At 47.2% G+C, this 15,379-nt stretch carries 15 protein-coding genes; 13 read left to right on the top strand and 2 right to left on the bottom strand.

Annotated features, from left to right (window positions below):
- Positions 1–3: 3 nt before the first annotated feature.
- Positions 4–822, bottom strand: coding sequence for an exodeoxyribonuclease III (locus ABSY64_RS03965; protein WP_349641772.1), 819 nt, complete (start codon positions 820–822; stop codon positions 4–6).
- Between the two features lie 13 nt (positions 823–835).
- A complete protein-coding gene (locus ABSY64_RS03960; RefSeq protein WP_349641771.1) occupies positions 836–1,684 on the bottom strand; it encodes an NAD(P)H-hydrate dehydratase in 849 nt (282 codons plus the stop codon).
- 110 nt (positions 1,685–1,794) lie between these two features.
- On the opposite strand from ABSY64_RS03960, the gene pepV reads away from it, so the two are divergent.
- From pepV to rsmB, 13 genes are all read left to right on the top strand, one after another.
- Positions 1,795–3,207: a dipeptidase PepV gene (gene pepV, locus ABSY64_RS03955; protein WP_349641770.1), complete on the top strand. Its 1,413-nt coding sequence runs from the start codon at positions 1,795–1,797 to the stop codon at positions 3,205–3,207.
- A gap of 156 nt (positions 3,208–3,363) precedes the next feature.
- Entirely contained in the window at positions 3,364–4,665 is a 1,302-nt protein-coding gene (tig, locus tag ABSY64_RS03950) for a trigger factor (RefSeq protein WP_349641769.1), read from the top strand.
- Positions 4,666–4,770: 105 nt separating this feature from the next.
- A complete protein-coding gene (clpX, locus tag ABSY64_RS03945) occupies positions 4,771–6,021 on the top strand; it encodes an ATP-dependent Clp protease ATP-binding subunit ClpX (protein ID WP_349641768.1) in 1,251 nt (416 codons plus the stop codon).
- Positions 6,021–6,605, top strand: a complete 585-nt coding sequence (yihA, locus tag ABSY64_RS03940) for a ribosome biogenesis GTP-binding protein YihA/YsxC (RefSeq protein ID WP_349641767.1) — start codon at positions 6,021–6,023, stop codon at positions 6,603–6,605. Before clpX ends, yihA begins: the two co-directional genes overlap by 1 nt.
- A 71-nt stretch (positions 6,606–6,676) precedes the next feature.
- Positions 6,677–7,207, top strand: coding sequence for a peptide-methionine (S)-S-oxide reductase MsrA (gene msrA, locus ABSY64_RS03935; RefSeq protein WP_349641766.1), 531 nt, complete (start codon positions 6,677–6,679; stop codon positions 7,205–7,207).
- Positions 7,200–7,640 (top strand): peptide-methionine (R)-S-oxide reductase MsrB, encoded by a 441-nt coding sequence (gene msrB / locus ABSY64_RS03930; RefSeq protein WP_349641765.1) that lies wholly within the window; start codon positions 7,200–7,202, stop codon positions 7,638–7,640. Before msrA ends, msrB begins: the two co-directional genes overlap by 8 nt.
- Positions 7,641–7,735: 95 nt before the next feature.
- Positions 7,736–8,041, top strand: coding sequence for a PadR family transcriptional regulator (locus tag ABSY64_RS03925; protein WP_349641764.1), 306 nt, complete (start codon positions 7,736–7,738; stop codon positions 8,039–8,041).
- Between the two features lies 1 nt (position 8,042).
- Positions 8,043–8,633 (top strand): DUF1700 domain-containing protein, encoded by a 591-nt coding sequence (locus tag ABSY64_RS03920; RefSeq protein WP_349641763.1) that lies wholly within the window; start codon positions 8,043–8,045, stop codon positions 8,631–8,633.
- Entirely contained in the window at positions 8,626–9,327 is a 702-nt protein-coding gene (locus ABSY64_RS03915) for a DUF4097 family beta strand repeat-containing protein (RefSeq protein WP_349641762.1), read from the top strand. Before ABSY64_RS03920 ends, ABSY64_RS03915 begins: the two co-directional genes overlap by 8 nt.
- Positions 9,328–9,414: 87 nt before the next feature.
- The gene (locus tag ABSY64_RS03910) at positions 9,415–10,551 is read left to right on the top strand and encodes an AAA family ATPase (protein WP_349641761.1); all 1,137 of its coding nucleotides are present in this window, start codon (positions 9,415–9,417) and stop codon (positions 10,549–10,551) included.
- A 19-nt stretch (positions 10,552–10,570) separates the two neighbouring features.
- Positions 10,571–12,988: a primosomal protein N' gene (gene priA / locus ABSY64_RS03905; RefSeq protein ID WP_349641760.1), complete on the top strand. Its 2,418-nt coding sequence runs from the start codon at positions 10,571–10,573 to the stop codon at positions 12,986–12,988.
- Between the two features lie 76 nt (positions 12,989–13,064).
- Positions 13,065–14,033: a methionyl-tRNA formyltransferase gene (gene fmt, locus ABSY64_RS03900; protein ID WP_349641759.1), complete on the top strand. Its 969-nt coding sequence runs from the start codon at positions 13,065–13,067 to the stop codon at positions 14,031–14,033.
- A complete protein-coding gene (gene rsmB, locus ABSY64_RS03895) occupies positions 14,033–15,376 on the top strand; it encodes a 16S rRNA (cytosine(967)-C(5))-methyltransferase RsmB (protein ID WP_349641758.1) in 1,344 nt (447 codons plus the stop codon). Before fmt ends, rsmB begins: the two co-directional genes overlap by 1 nt.
- Positions 15,377–15,379: the final 3 nt, after the last annotated feature.

Here is a 15,379-nt window from a genome sequence, read left to right as displayed (position 1 = left end):
TGATTATAAGTTAATGTCGAGTTCGATGGGGGCGTGATCTTGACGGGCACCCGTATCCACCACAGTGGAAGCTTCGACTTTGTCGGCGATACTCTTGGAAACCAAGTAGTAATCAATCCGCCAACCGGAGTTGTTGATTTTGCTGGTCTTTGAGCGCTGGGCCCACCAGGAGTAGATGTCAGGCTTGCCAGGGTTAAGGGCTCGCAAAGTATCCACGTAACCAGCTTCTAGCAAGTTACCAAACTTCTCACGTTCTTGGTCGGTAAAACCAGCGGAGTGGTGGTTGGCACTAGGATGCTTCAAATCGATCTCTTCATGGGCAACGTTTAAATCACCAGAGAAAATGACGGGCTTTTTTTCGTTGAGACCATCGATGTATTTGCGATAGGCATCGTCCCATGAGCCACGATCTTCCAAACGAGCGAGTTCACCACCAGAGTTGGGGGTGTAGACCGTCGATAGGTAATACTTTGGATATTCAAGGGTGATGATGCGACCCTCTTGATCCATGTCACCAGGCGCGCCAATTTCAGGATAGTCGACGCTGATTGGTTCTTCCTTGGCGATAAACATGGTACCGGAATAACCTGAACGGGCAGTCGATGAGTTCGTGTAAATAAAGTAGCCTGGGAAGAGTTCCTTGAGTGCTTCTTCCTGCTTTTTGGTGAGGCCTGTGGCCTTGAGTTTCGTTTCTTGAATGGCCAAGGCATCTGGCTTAGCGGCCGCAATTTTATTGAGGACGTCCCAAGTCATTTCACCGCGGGCACTCTTGTGCTCTACTGCGGCATTAATTGAGTCGATGTTCCAGGAGATAAATTTCAAAATGAGTCCTTCCTTAGCCCTTTATCGGCATATCTTCGGGCTGCAATGCTTCGTATTTCTTCATGTAGTAGGGTAGCTGAGCGGAAATGGTCGTTGGCAGCGTGACAAAGGCCTTTTTCGATAGTTCTTCTGCAATGGCGGAATGAATGTAAGTCGCCGCCAAAACGGCATCCTTGAGGGGCTTGAATTGCGCCACAAAACCAGCAATGATACCGGCCAAAGTATCGCCCATGCCACCGGTTGCCTGGTAAGGACCACCAACGCTGAGCTGGTGGACGCAGTTTTCCGCGTATACCTGGGTGTGGTTACTCTTCAAAACCAGAATTGGTTCAGGCTGGAAGTTGACTAAGGCTTCCCAATTGGCATCCTCGCGGCTTTGATCAGCGATTGGCACTTCACCAATCCGTTGCCACTCCATTTGATGAGGTGTCATAATCAATTGACAGTCCGGTAATTTGATTGGATTTTGCGACAGCATGGTCAAAGCAGAGCCATCTAAAATCAAGATTTGATTCTTCTGAACCCTTTCAAGGACCCGCTTTAAGATGTCAAGCTGATTGCCTAAGCCTGAACCAATCAAAATCACCTCTTGCTTTGCCATCAGGTCAGAGAAGTCTTGCTGATAATCAGTAACCATCGCTTCGGGTAATTGGGCGTGCAAAGCGGCAAAGTTACTTGGGTCGGTTGCCACTGAAACCAGACCAGCACCCGCTTGGACGGCACCAAGCGCATTCATGATGGCCGCCCCGCCAAAATTAGCGGAGCCACCTACAATGAGCACGCGGCCATAAGTGCCCTTATGAGAGGCACTCGCGCGTTTTTGAATTACTTTCTTCAGAATTTCGTCGGTTAAAATTTCCATGGAAACCCTCCTTACTCAACATTTTACACTTTCAAAGGTTATAATGAAAAATAACACAAAGCAGAAATGAAAGGCTTAAAAATTTCGGATTTTTAAGAAGGGTGGCATCAATGGATTGGCAAAAGATTGCAAAAGACTACGAAGCTGATTACCTGGAGGATTTAAAGACGATTTTGGCCGTACCATCCGTACGTGATGATGCCGCTAAAACCGATCAAGCACCTTTGGGCCCAGGACCTAAGCAGGCTTTGGACACGATGCTTGATTTGGCTCAACGTGACGGTTTTACTACAAAAAACATTGAAAACATTGTCGGTTACATCGAAATTGGACCTAAGGATGCTGACGAATACGTCGCCATTCTTTCCCACTTGGATGTTATGCCAGCTGGAGAAGGCTGGAAAACGGATCCTTTTAAGGCTGTCATTGAAGACGGAAAGGTAATTGCCCGCGGTGCCTCAGATGATAAGGGACCAGGAATGGCAGCCTACTACGCCTTCAAAATCATTCGTGATTTGAACCTGCCCTTGAAGCGCCGTGTTCGTTTGATTTTCGGAACGGATGAGGAAAACGACTGGACGGGGATGACGCGTTATTTTGAAGTAGAACCAGCCCCAGTCTTTGGCTTTTCACCCGATGCTGAGTATCCCATCATCAACGGAGAAAAGGGAAACGTTCAGGTTAACGTTGAGTCGGGTGCAAGCAACGGTGGCACCGTGACCTTGGAAAAGTTCGAGTCCGGTATTCGAACAAACATGGTACCTGGAATTGCTCGGGCGACTATTCAAATGCACCACACCGACAACTTGGCCGCTGATTTTGATAACTATTTGAACCAGCACAAGCAATTGCACGGCGATGTTGAAATCGATGGGAATGCCGCCAAGTTTACCCTGTACGGTAAGCAAGTCCACGGTGCCATGCCAGAGGATGGCTATAACGCCGGAACTTACTTGGCCAACTTCTTAATGAATTATGACTTTGGCGGGGATGCCAAGGGCTTCTTAAAGTACTTGGGTGGTCCGGCACACGCTGACACAGTTGGTGAGAAGTTTGGCGTAAACTACACCGACGACGTTATGGGACCACTGTCAATGAACGTTGGAATTCAAAAGTTCCAGCCTGGTAAGGGCGCCTCTTTGAACTTTAACTTCCGTTATCCTAAGGGCATTACCCCGGTTGAAATCTTGGACAAGTTGCAGGCGCATGTCGGTGACTGGCAGGCCAAAGCAAGCATCGGTGGTCACTCACAAGAACCACACTACGTGGCTCCTTCTGATCCAGTGGTTAAGACGCTTTTGTCAATTTATCATGACCAAACTGGTTTGCCTGCCTATGATCAAGTCATTGGTGGGGGAACCTACGGGCGTTTGATGGAGCGTGGCGTGGCCTTTGGCGCGCTTTTCCCAGACTCACCTGATACCATGCACCGCGTAGACGAATTTGCCCTTGTGGACGATTTGGTCCGGTCGATGGGAATTTACACGGAAGCCATCTCAGCACTGGCTAACCTTGAAGATTAAGCAAGGCCGAGAAGGCTTGATAAAACTAGTCTTCTAAAAGATTGTTTTTGTCATAAGTCGACGCTTTTTGGCAAAATCAACGGGCCCTTAGGCTTGAGAAAATGTTGATTTTGGTCTAAAATTGTATAGAAGTTAATACTTGGAGGAATTTATTACATGTCTAAATGGACAGCAGCATCCGATGGTAAGAACCACGGTACTTTGGAATTTACAATCGCTCAAGCCGATGTACAAAAGGGCTTGAAGCAAGCTTTTGATCGCAACAAGGATAAGATGGCCGTACCTGGCTTCCGTAAGGGAAAGGTACCATTCCCATTGTTCTTGCAAAAGTTTGGTGAAGAAGCACTTTACCAAGATGTTATGGACATCGTTTTGCCAGGCGCTTATGAAGCTGCTGTTTTGGAAGCAGGAATCAACGTTGTTGGCCGTCCAAACATTGCCCCAGTTTCAATGAACAAGGGTGAAGATTGGCAAATGAAGGCTGAAGTTGACGTTGCTCCAGAAGTTGAATTGGGTGACTACTTGAACCTTGAAGTGCCTGCACAAGACGACACTGTTGATGACAAGGCCGTTGATGAAGAATTGAACCGCATGCGCGAAAACCAAGCTGAATTGGTTTTGCAAGACAAGGGCACTAAGGCCGAAAAGGGTGACACTGTCATCATCGACTTTGATGGGTCTGTTGACGGCGACCACTTCGACGGTGGTCAGGCTAAGGATTACTCCCTTGAATTGGGCTCAGGTTCATTCATTCCTGGCTTTGAAGATCAATTGATTGGCCATGAAGCTGGTCAAGATGTTGACGTTAAGGTAACTTTCCCTGAAGATTACCAGGCTAAGAACTTGGCTGGTAAGGAAGCTTTGTTCGAAGTTACCATCCACGAAATCAAGCGCAAGTCATTGCCTGATTTGGATGATGAATTTGCAAAGGATGTTGATGATGACGTCGACACTTTGGCAGATTTGAAGAAGAAGATTGAAAAGCGTTTGAAGGATGCTAAGGAACGCGAAGCCAAGGATGCCTTTGAAGATGCAGCCGTAAGCAAGGCTGTTGATAACGCTAAGGTTGTCGGTGGTGACATTCCTGAAGCAATGATTCAAGAAGACGTTCAAGGTCAAGTTAACCAGTACTTGGGTCAGTTGCAGCAACAAGGTATTTCTCCAGAAATGTTCTTTAAGATTTCTGGTCAAAGCCAAGCTGACCTGGCAAAGCAGTTCGAACAAGGCGCTGACAAGCGTGTTAAGACTGGTTTGGTTTTGGAAGCTATCATGAAGAAGGAAAACATCAACCCTTCAGAAGATCAAGTTAACCAAGAAGTTAAGGATTTGGCTGCACAGTACCAGATGGAAGAAGACAAGGTTCGTGCAGCGCTTTCTGAAAGCCTCTTGAAGCATGATATTGGTATGCGTGAGACGGTTAAGAAGATCGTCGACTCAGCAAAGCCAGTTAAGAAGTAAGTTTAATTTAAAAAGCCCGCGAGGGCTTTTTTCATTTGGACTTGCTTAGTGCTCCAAGACTGATAAAATAGAAGGAACTTATAAGCATTAAAAAAGGAAGTCAACATGGTAGATACATCCGATTTTTCACCAGAAGTTCATTGCAGTTTTTGCGGTAAGTCGGCCAGTGAAGTTAAAAAGCTCGTGGCTGGACCGGATGGACTCTATATTTGTAATGAATGTATTGATTTAGCCGAACAAATCATTCAAGAAGAAATTGCCGCTGATAAGGGCGAAGAGCAACTCGAATTGCCTACCCCACATGAAATCGTGGCCGAGTTGAATGACTACGTTATCGGGCAAGAAGATGCGAAGAAGACGTTGGCGGTTGCCGTTTACAACCACTACAAGCGTGTCAATGAAAACAATTTAAAAACCACAGATGTTGAGCTACAGAAGTCTAACATCGCCCTTTTGGGACCCACTGGTTCAGGAAAGACCTACTTGGCCCAAAGCTTGGCTCGAATCTTGAACGTGCCTTTTGCCATTGCGGATGCCACGACTTTGACTGAAGCCGGCTACGTTGGAGAAGATGTTGAAAACATTCTTTTGAAGCTCTTGCAAGCGGCCAACTTTGATGTTGAAAAGGCGCAACAGGGTATTATCTACGTCGATGAAATCGATAAGATTGCTAAGAAGTCAGAAAATGTTTCGATTACGCGTGATGTTTCTGGTGAAGGTGTCCAACAGGCCCTTTTGAAGATGTTGGAAGGGACCATCGCTTCTGTTCCACCTCAGGGAGGACGTAAGCACCCACAGCAGGAATTAATTCAAGTCGATACGACCAACATTCTTTTCATTGTTGGTGGTGCTTTTGCCGGCTTGGATACGATTATTAAGGAACGCTTGGGTCAGCGTGTGATTGGCTTTGGTTCTGACAGTAAAGACAATTCTGCCGCACTAAACGATAAGAATATCTTGAAGCATGTTGAACCGGAAGATTTGACGAAGTTTGGTTTGATTCCGGAGTTCATCGGGCGTTTGCCAATTTTGACGGTTTTGGATGAATTGACGGTTGAAGATTTGACTCATATTTTGACGGAGCCAAAGAATGCCTTGGTTAAGCAGTATAAGGCGCTCTTGGGCTTGGATCATGTCGAGCTTGAATTTGAACCTGAAGCCCTTAAGGCAATGGCCAACTTGGCCATTGATCGCCACACTGGTGCCCGTGGACTGCGTTCCATCATCGAACAGGTTATGAAAAACGTCATGTACGATGTGCCTAGTCGTGATGACGTTGAAAAGGTGATTATCACGCCAGCGGCCGTGAATGGTGAGTCGGAGCCTGAACTCGTTTTGAAGAAAGAGCATAAGTAATGGAAGTCCATAACGTAGATATGGTGATGAGCGCGGTTTCACCTAGTCAGTATCCAACTGACGGAAAACCAGAATTTGCCCTAGTTGGTCGCTCCAATGTGGGGAAGTCCTCATTGACCAACACGCTAATTAATCGTAAGAATTTTGCCCGCACTTCAGCCCAACCCGGTAAGACGCAGACCTTGAACTTTTACGATGTCGAAGATCAACTCTACTTCGTCGATGTTCCGGGATACGGTTACGCCAAAGTTTCCAAGAAGCAGCGCGAAGAATTCGGACAAATGATTGAAACTTACATTACCTCGCGTAAGCGGTTGCGAGGGGTGATTTCCCTTGTGGATGCTCGTCATGCGCCTAGCCAAGAGGACGTCATGATGTATGAATGGCTGAATTATTACCATATACCAATTTTGGTGGTGGCCACGAAGTTAGATAAGATTGCGCGGGGTAAGTCTAACCAGGCGGAATCAATCATTAAGAAGAAGCTGGGATATGACCCAAGTAACAGCGATTTTCTCTTTTTCTCTTCTCAGACGAAGTACGGTAAGGATGCTGTTTGGGACTGGATTGAAGCTCATATTTGAGTGAATAAATACAACTATACCATTGACGAATTACACCTTCTGAGTACAATAGTATCCAGGAGGTGTTTTGAATGTCTGAAGAAACTGCAATTTTTGCCGGCGGCTGCTTCTGGTGTATGGTCGAACCTTTCGAAACCATGCCTGGAATCATTAAAGTCCGTTCCGGTTATACAGGTGGGCACGTTGCCAACCCAACATATGAAGAAGTCTGCAGCCACACAACGGGTCACACCGAAGCCGTTAAGATTTGGTTTGATCCCGATGTGATTTCCTACAAGGAATTGGTTGAACTTTACTGGCAAGTTGCTGATCCAACTGATGCAACGGGCCAGTTCCAAGACCGTGGCGATTCATACCGTCCGGTAATCTTCGTGAACAGTCCGCAGCAGCGTGAAATCGCCGAAGCTTCTAAGAAGGCTTTGGAAGAATCAGGCCGCTTCGATGCACCAATTGTGACCAAGATTGAAGATGCTAAGCCATTTTACGAGGCCGAAGAGTATCATCAGGACTTTTACAAGAAGGATCCTTTGCGTGAAGCCATGATGATGGTGCCTCGTAAGCAATATCAAAAGAAGTACTGGGGGGATAAGCAATATGACTGAATTTTCAAAAGATGAATTGAAGGAACGTTTGACACCGGAACAATATGACGTGACGCAAAATGCTGCTACCGAACGTCCATTTACTGGTAAGTACGACCAGTGGTGGGACGACGGGATTTTCGTTGATGTTGTTTCTGGTGAACCATTGTTCTCATCAACGGATAAGTATGATTCTGGCTGTGGTTGGCCAGCCTTCACCAAGGGTATCGACGACGATGACTTGGTTGAAAACACCGACCATTCCTTTGGGATGACGCGTACGGAAGTTCGCTCAAAGGAAGCTAACTCTCACTTGGGCCACGTTTTCGAAGATGGTCCTGCTGACAAGGGTGGCTTGCGTTACTGCATTAATTCCGCTTCTTTGCGCTTTGTTCCCAAGGCCGACATGGAAAAGGAAGGCTACGGCAAGTACCTTAAGTTGTTTGACAAGTAATTTAAATGAAGCCAACCGGAAGGTTGGTTTTTTTATACCTATTATTTGATAAACAATACTATATGACATATAATATAGCTGAATAAGGAGGGTTTATGGCAATTAAGATTCCAAACCGTGTTCTAGAAGCGGTGGTGCTGCAAGCCTTAAAAGAAGAGCCGCTTTATGGCTATGCGCTTACAAAAAAGATTCAAAGTCATATTCCAATTTCAGATTCGACGACTTATCCGGTGTTGCGTAAGTTACAAAAGCTCGATTATGTTTCGACGGAATCCGTTGTTTTTGCCGAGCGGGTGCGTAAGTACTACCGGATAACGGCGAATGGGGAGCAATATTTGAAGGAGGCAAAGCAAGATTGGCGCGATTTTTCAATGGCAGTCAATCAAGTTTTAGGAGAATAAAATGACGTATTTAGATGAACTATCCCATCATTTGGGCGACTTGGCGGCTTCTGACCGCCAGGATATTTTGGACTATTATCAAAATTATTTTGCGGATGGTCATTTAACGGACGAGCAAGCCCGGCAAAAGTTGGGTAGTCCGCAACAATTAGCAGAAAAGCTAAAGGCGGATTTAACCGGAAAAGATTCGAGTCAAGGCCATCAAAAGTCTGGAAAAACGAAACGAGAAAAAGTTCCGCATAGTCTTTCCGAGCAAATTGTATTTTGGACCTTGCTGGTTTTGCTTAGTCCGATTTGGTTACCGATTTTAATGACGGTTGCCATTCTGCTATTGGTCTTGCCCTTTACCTTTGCTTGCATTATTTTTGCCTTTGTCTTAACTGGAATTCTGATGGTCGTATGTTTGCCTTTCATTATCTTCCAAAGCTTCTGGGGCAGCCTGTACTGCCTTGGAATCGCCTTTATGATGTTCGGCTTAGTGATTTTAATTTGGCCCAGTGTCCGGCGGTTGGGTGTGATGACTTGGAATTGGCTGCGACTTGGTTGGCAAAGAATTTTAGATTTGATGAAGCGGGAGGTAAATCATGAATAAGTCAATCAAATGGGGGATTGGACTGCTGGTTGTGGGCGCTACGATGACCGGAACTGCACTGGCTGTGAAGGGACCCGCCTACATTAGCTGGCAGAATGGTTTGCACTACGGCAGCTATTCCAAAGATAGTCAGTCCACTGACGTCACGGGCGGGCACCTGGTCAATAAAGGTCAGGACATTCACGAAGTGAAAGTGGATATGGGCAGCAGTGATGTCACGGTACAAAAGGGCGATCATTTTGCTGTTTATGCCAAAGGAATGGACAAAAAGGATCTGGACTGGACTTTAAAAGATGGCGTTCTTTCCGTATCCGAGAAAGGCCATCCTTTCACCATGCATCTGGGCTTTTCGGAATTTGAACAACTTGTGATTACGGTTCCTAGCGATGTTGAACTGGATCAAATCAGCTTAAGCTCGGATAGCGGCGACCAAAAAATTAGTGGACTGACTGCCAAAAGGTTGATGGTTAAAAACGATTCTGGTGACCAAAACTTGAAGAACGTCACCGTGACGCAAGGCGGTTTCATCCATAATGACAGTGGTGACATTCATGTTTCCAATAGTCGTTTGCCTGAACTCTGGTCAGAAAATGACAGTGGCGATACACATATCTCCAAGGCCTACCAGCAAAAGTCGGGTAATGCGACGCCTTTCCGTATTAGCAATGATTCCGGCGATATTGAGCTGGATTAAGATGACAGTCAGTGGACAATCGTTCACTGGCTTTTTGTTATAATAGAAGCACGTAAATTTTCATGAAAAAGAAGAAAAGGACGGCTCATGGTTAAGGAAAATTTGGTTAAGGAAAGCTTGAAGGGGAAGCGCATCGGCGTCTTTTTCGGAACTCTGGCGCCAATGCACATTGGACATCAGGCTGAAATCTATAAGGCGGCGGCGCTGAACGATGGGGTAGTCGTGATTGCTTCTGGCTACACGGGTGACCGTGGGGACCAAATTGGTTTACCAGTCGAAAAGCGCTTCCGTTACTTACGCGAAGCCTTTAACGACGAGCCAGCGATTAAGGTTGATTACATCAACGAGGACAATATCCCAGAAATGCCGAATGGCTGGCATGAATGGACCGAACTCTTGGTCAAAACAATTAAGCGTAACATCGTTGATCCCGACGCCCATATCACGCTTTACACGGGCGAGGAAGACTACAAAGAGAAGCTGGAAGAACTTCTGGCGGACCAGGGGAACTTCTCCGTATCCTTGATGGACCGTACCATTTTGAAGGTTTCGGCAACGGAAATCCGTAAGGATCCGCTTAAAAACTGGGACTACATCAACCGTGTTTTCCGCCGCCATTTTGCCAAAAAGATTACCGTCATGGGGGCGCCCGGTACGGGTAAGTCGACCTTGGTTCGTCGCTTGGCCCGTACTTCGAACTCACCATTTTCAATTGAATTTTTCCGCCAGTATCAAGAAGAATCCAACGTTCGGGATAATGAATTGGGTCTTAAAGATTACATGCGGATTATTCAAGGTCAGTACGATGCCAATTCTTCTGAAATCAATTCGCCGGCCAACAACGGTTTAACGATTTTTGATTCCGATGCCATGATGACCATGGCCCGCGCGCAAATGTTCTTGTCCATGGAAGAAAACGCCCAGTTACAGGCCTTATTTGATAATACGATTTCCGAAGAGGAAATTGATTTGATTTTGATTATTCCACCTTTGACTTCGCTTAGTCAGGCCACTGGCGCTGACTTTAGCCATGTTGACCCTGATGAGCGCTTGCTTTTCCACAAGAAATTGCTTGAAATCCTGGGGCATTACGGCTTCATGGATCGGGCTGTGATTCTTGATGATGAGGGCGACAAGACTGATTTTGGCGGCTACTATGCCCGCTACATGCAGGCTTTGGATGCCATTCAGGAACGCATTGGCATTAACCTAAAACACATTTAAGTTTTGAAAGGAGGAGCGGATGGCTACTCGTTATGCTCAAATAATTGTTGATGTGCCTACGATGCAGACCAACCGCCCTTATACATATGCTTTACCGGCCGATTTGCAGGGGCAAGTTCAGCCGGGGATGCGGGTAATTGTGCCCTTTGGTCATCGCCAGGTCATGGGTTTTGTGGTCGCCTTGACGGACAAGAGCGATGTCGCTGCTGAGGAACTTAAAGAGGTGACGACCAGCTTGGACCTGGAGCCGGTGCTTTCGCCCGAACTGGTCCAGCTTTCTGCCGAGTTGGCCGAAGACATTTTTGCTTTTCGGATTACGATTTTGCAAAGTATGTTACCCAATTCTTTGAAGGCCGATTATCAGCAACGTTTGAAGCTGGAAAAAGCCGATTTGTCGGATGATATCCGGGTTGAGTATTTGGAGGGCCAGCAAGAACGTGACGTGAAATTGAGCAAATTTACGCCCAAGCAGTGGCGTCAGCTAAAGCAATTAGCAGCCGAAGGCTGGCTTTCAATCGAACCGATTATTGCTAACCGTGGCCGTATTAAAAAGCAACGAGCTTATCAGCTTTCAGCCGACAGCGAGTTTTTGGAAGAAGCTGCCGGGCAATTACGCGCCAACGCCAAGCAGCAAAAGCACTTGCTGGACTTTATCCTCGAAAATCAAGGCCAAACCTTTACCAAAAAAGAACTGCAGGAGATGGCTGATTTTTCAACAGCCACCTTGCAAGCTGGTGTTAAGAAAGGCTGGTTGCAGGCCACTGATGTTGAGCTCTTGCGTCGACCAGCCGGTACTGCCATCGAATCTGGTCAGCAATGGCACCAATTAAATCCTGAACAAGAAGCTGCCTACGAAGCGGTGATTGGCGCTGCCCATGCCCAAACTTATCAACCCTTCCTGCTCGAAGGGATTACCGGCTCTGGTAAAACCGAGGTCTATCTTCAAGCAGCCGCCGAAGTACTAAAGTCCGGCAAGACCGTTCTTTTTCTCGTTCCAGAAATTGCCCTGACACCACAGATGCTAGAGCGCGTGCGAGCTCGCTTTGGCAACAAAACGGCGGTTTTGCATTCCGGTCTTTCAGAGGGGGAGCGCTACGACGAATGGCGGCGGACTGAACGTGGCGATGTTCAGGTTGTGGTCGGCGCTCGTTCGGCAGTTTTTGCTCCCTTGACTAACTTGGGCTTGATTATCGTGGACGAAGAACACGAGACTTCCTACCAGCAGGCGGATAATCCGCGCTATAACGCTCGCGATGTCGCCTTATGGCGGGCTGCTTACCATGACATTCCTGTTATTTTAGGTTCGGCGACGCCTTCATTGGAAAGTCGTTCCCGCGCCCAAAAGGGTGTTTATCAGCATCTCATGTTGACGAAACGAGCCGGCGGTGCAGAACTGCCCAAAGTCGAAATCGTTGACATGAAAGAATCGATGGCCGACCAGCCGGATACCAATTTTTCAACGAGTTTACGGAATAAAATTCAGGCCCGTCTAGACCGAAAAGAGCAAATGGTTTTGCTGTTGAATCGACGCGGTTACTCGAGTTTCGTAATGTGTCGGGACTGTGGCTTTGTGCCACGCGATCCAAACTGTAATCTGGCCATGACCCTGCACATGGATACGCACACCTTGAAATGCCATTACTGCGGCTATCAAGAACCGATTCCACAAATTTGTCCGGCCTGTGGCTCTAAACGAATCCGTTATTACGGCACGGGCACCCAGAAGGCGGAAGCCGAGTTGATGGATCTTTTCCCATCTGCTCGGGTCATTCGCATTGACCAGGACACGACCCGCAAAAAGGGTTCCTTGGCCAAAGCTTTACAGCGTTTTGGGCAGGGCGAGGCCGACATTTTGCTCGGGACGCAGATGGTTGCTAAGGGTTTGGATTTTCCAGATGTGACGCTAGTCGGGGTGTTGAATGCCGATACGAGTTTGGGCTTACCCGACTTTCATGCGGCGGAGAGAACCTTTCAATTGCTCACTCAGGTTGCCGGTCGCGCCGGTCGCCACGAGGCCAAGGGTGAGGTGGTTATTCAAACCTTTAACCCCGAGCACTACGCCATTACTTATGCCCAAAAGCATGACTACGAAGGCTTTTATCGCCAAGAGATGGCTATTCGTCATGCCGGCCAGTACCCGCCATATTTCTATACGGTTCAGATTCAAATGTCAGCGCCAGAAGAAAATCAAGTCGCCTTGCAGGCAGCCCAAGTTGGCCGCTGGCTTAAGAAACGCATACCAAACAATGTGATTCAACTCGGTCCTTCGCCCCAGCCCATTGCAAAATTAAAGAATCGCTACTATTTCCAAATCTTGCTCAAGTTAAAAGATGATCACGAAATGGACGGCTTTTTACACGAGTTGGCTGACCGTGCGCAAAAGGCTAAAAACGGCCTGCAACTCAACGTGATTCGTAACCCGCTGTCCTTTATGTAAAGCGGAATTCTGGTATAATTGGCAGCAGGAATGGACTGATTTAATCAGTACTTTTAAACAAATGAGGAAGTTAAACATGACCTATCGGGTAGTCTTTATGGGCACGCCAGCTTTCGGCGTTCCCCTCTTAGAAGCTTTGGTGGCTTCAGATCAATATGATATTTTGGGCGTTGTTACTCAACCGGACCGCCCTCAGGGACGTAAGCGTAAGCTGACCCCGAGTCCAATCAAGGAAGCGGCCTTGGCTGCTGGTTTGACTGTTTTGCAACCGGAAAAGATTTCTGGTTCACCTGAAATGGACCAAATCGTAGAATGGCAGCCTGATTTTATTATTACGGCGGCCTTTGGCCAATTCCTGCCGGACAAGCTTTTGGCTGCGGCTAAAATTGCAGCGGTTAATGCCCATGCTTCTCTCTTGCCAAAGTATCGTGGTGGTGCTCCAGTTCACTATGCCATCATGAATGGCGACGCTGAAACCGGCGTTTCCATCATGTACATGGTCAAGAAGATGGATGCCGGGGATGTTATTGACGTCATTAAGGTGCCGATTACCGACAAAGATAACGTGGGCACCATGTTTGATAAGCTTGGCTTGGCTGCTCGTGACCTGATGATGGCCACCTTGCCTAAGATTGCAACAGGCGACATTCAACCTGTTGCCCAAGATGAGGCTGAAGTTTCATTCTCACCAAATATTTCTCACGAACAACAATTTTTGAATTTTGGCAAGGAAAGCGCTCAGCAGCTGGACTGGCACATTCGTGGTCTTTACCCAACTCATCCGGCCTTCGTTGAAGTTGACGGCCAGCGCGTCAAGCTGGTTCAAGTTAAGCCATTGAGCGAGAAGACGCAAAAGGCTCCTGGTCAAATTGTTGAACGTAGTAAAAAGCAATTAATTGTGGCGGCAGCCGATGGCACCACTCTAGCCATCGAACGTTTGCAGCCGGCCGGTAAGGGCGTGATGGATATCACGGCCTATCTAAACGGTGCAGGTCGTGATCTTACCGTTGGTGACCAGTGGGCCCAAGACCACATCGAGGAATAATGAAAAAAGTACAAAGTGATAACCCCCGAATTTTAGCGGTACAGACCCTGTCCCGTGTTAAAGAGGGGGCTTATTCGAATCTACAACTTAATCAGGTCATCAAGAAAAACGAGCTTTCGCTCGCTAATCGTCATTTGCTGACTAATTTGGTCTACGGCGTCATCCAACATCGTTTGACCCTAGCCTACTGGTTGCAACCCTTTATTGCGGGTAAAAAGCTCGATAACTGGGTACGGGAACTGCTATATAGTGCCTTGTACCAGTGGCAAATGTTGGATAAAGTTCCCAAGCATGCCGTTTTTAACGAAAGCATTGAAGTGGCCAAAAAGCTAGGTCACAGCGGGACGACCAAGTTTGTCACGGCGATTTTGCACCAAATTGACCGCCAAGGTTTACCCGATTTTAAGCAAATCAAAGACCCCGTGGAACGTCTATCCGTTGAATATTCGGTGCCCACTTGGCTCATTAGTGAACTTGAAGAAAGCCTGGGTTTGGATAAGGTCACGGCCATCTTGCAGGCCATTAACCAAGCACCGCACCAGTCGGTGCGCGTTAACCTAAAGAAGGCGACCCCTAGGGAAGTTCGCCAGCTATTAACCGAAGAGGGTTACGAAGTTGAAGCCTCTCCGGTGGCTGCTGAAGGCCTTGTGATTAAAGGAAAAAATTCAGTTGTGCACAGTAAGGCCTACAAGCTGGGCTTGATTACCATTCAGGATGAAAGTGCTATGCTGCCTGTTGAAGCACTGCAAGTTAACGAGCAGGTTAAGCAGGCTTTGGACGTGGCGGCCGCTCCTGGCGGTAAAACCACGCAAATCGCTGAAAACTTGCCAGCTGATGGCCAGGTTTTGGCCCTTGATATTCACGACCACAAGCTCAAATTAATTGAACAAAATGCCGAGCGTTTGGGACTTTCAGAGCAGATTCAAGTGAAGAAACTCGATGCCCGCAAGATTCCTGAAACTTTGACCGAAAAATACGACCGCATCTTGGTCGATGCACCTTGTTCTGGTTTGGGGCTGCTCCGTCGTAAGCCGGAAATTCGCTACGAAAAGTCGTTAGCAGACGTGGAAAGTTTGGCGAAGTTGCAATTAAGCATTTTGTCCGCCGCTAGTCAGGTTTTGAGCCAAAATGGTATCATGGTCTATAGCACTTGTACGATTTTGCCACAGGAAAATGACCAGGTGGTCGCCCAATTCTTAGCGGACAATCCTGATTTTGAACAAATTCCCGTACAGACGTCTAAAAATCTTAAGGCTGACCGTACAGAAGCCGCCTTGCACATTTATCCCGATGATTATCAGACGGATGGCTTCTTCTTGGCCGCATTCAAGCACAGAGAGTAAATT

Source organism: Eupransor demetentiae, assembly GCF_963930865.1.
GTDB lineage: Bacteria > Bacillota > Bacilli > Lactobacillales > Lactobacillaceae > Eupransor > Eupransor demetentiae.
This window is presented reverse-complemented; position numbering and strand designations above follow the sequence as displayed.

Bases quoted from the DNA above. Each gene is read 5' to 3' on its own strand.
- ABSY64_RS03960 (WP_349641771.1), bottom strand. From the start codon at position 1,684: ATGGAAATTTTAACCGACGAAATTCTGAAGAAAGTAATTCAAAAACGC.
- pepV (WP_349641770.1), top strand. From the start codon at position 1,795: ATGGATTGGCAAAAGATTGCAAAAGACTACGAAGCTGATTACCTGGAG.
- tig (WP_349641769.1), top strand. From the start codon at position 3,364: ATGTCTAAATGGACAGCAGCATCCGATGGTAAGAACCACGGTACTTTG.
- clpX (WP_349641768.1), top strand. From the start codon at position 4,771: ATGGTAGATACATCCGATTTTTCACCAGAAGTTCATTGCAGTTTTTGC.
- yihA (WP_349641767.1), top strand. From the start codon at position 6,021: ATGGAAGTCCATAACGTAGATATGGTGATGAGCGCGGTTTCACCTAGT.
- msrA (WP_349641766.1), top strand. From the start codon at position 6,677: ATGTCTGAAGAAACTGCAATTTTTGCCGGCGGCTGCTTCTGGTGTATG.
- msrB (WP_349641765.1), top strand. From the start codon at position 7,200: ATGACTGAATTTTCAAAAGATGAATTGAAGGAACGTTTGACACCGGAA.
- ABSY64_RS03925 (WP_349641764.1), top strand. From the start codon at position 7,736: ATGGCAATTAAGATTCCAAACCGTGTTCTAGAAGCGGTGGTGCTGCAA.
- ABSY64_RS03920 (WP_349641763.1), top strand. From the start codon at position 8,043: ATGACGTATTTAGATGAACTATCCCATCATTTGGGCGACTTGGCGGCT.
- ABSY64_RS03915 (WP_349641762.1), top strand. From the start codon at position 8,626: ATGAATAAGTCAATCAAATGGGGGATTGGACTGCTGGTTGTGGGCGCT.
- ABSY64_RS03910 (WP_349641761.1), top strand. From the start codon at position 9,415: ATGGTTAAGGAAAATTTGGTTAAGGAAAGCTTGAAGGGGAAGCGCATC.
- priA (WP_349641760.1), top strand. From the start codon at position 10,571: ATGGCTACTCGTTATGCTCAAATAATTGTTGATGTGCCTACGATGCAG.
- fmt (WP_349641759.1), top strand. From the start codon at position 13,065: ATGACCTATCGGGTAGTCTTTATGGGCACGCCAGCTTTCGGCGTTCCC.
- rsmB (WP_349641758.1), top strand. From the start codon at position 14,033: ATGAAAAAAGTACAAAGTGATAACCCCCGAATTTTAGCGGTACAGACC.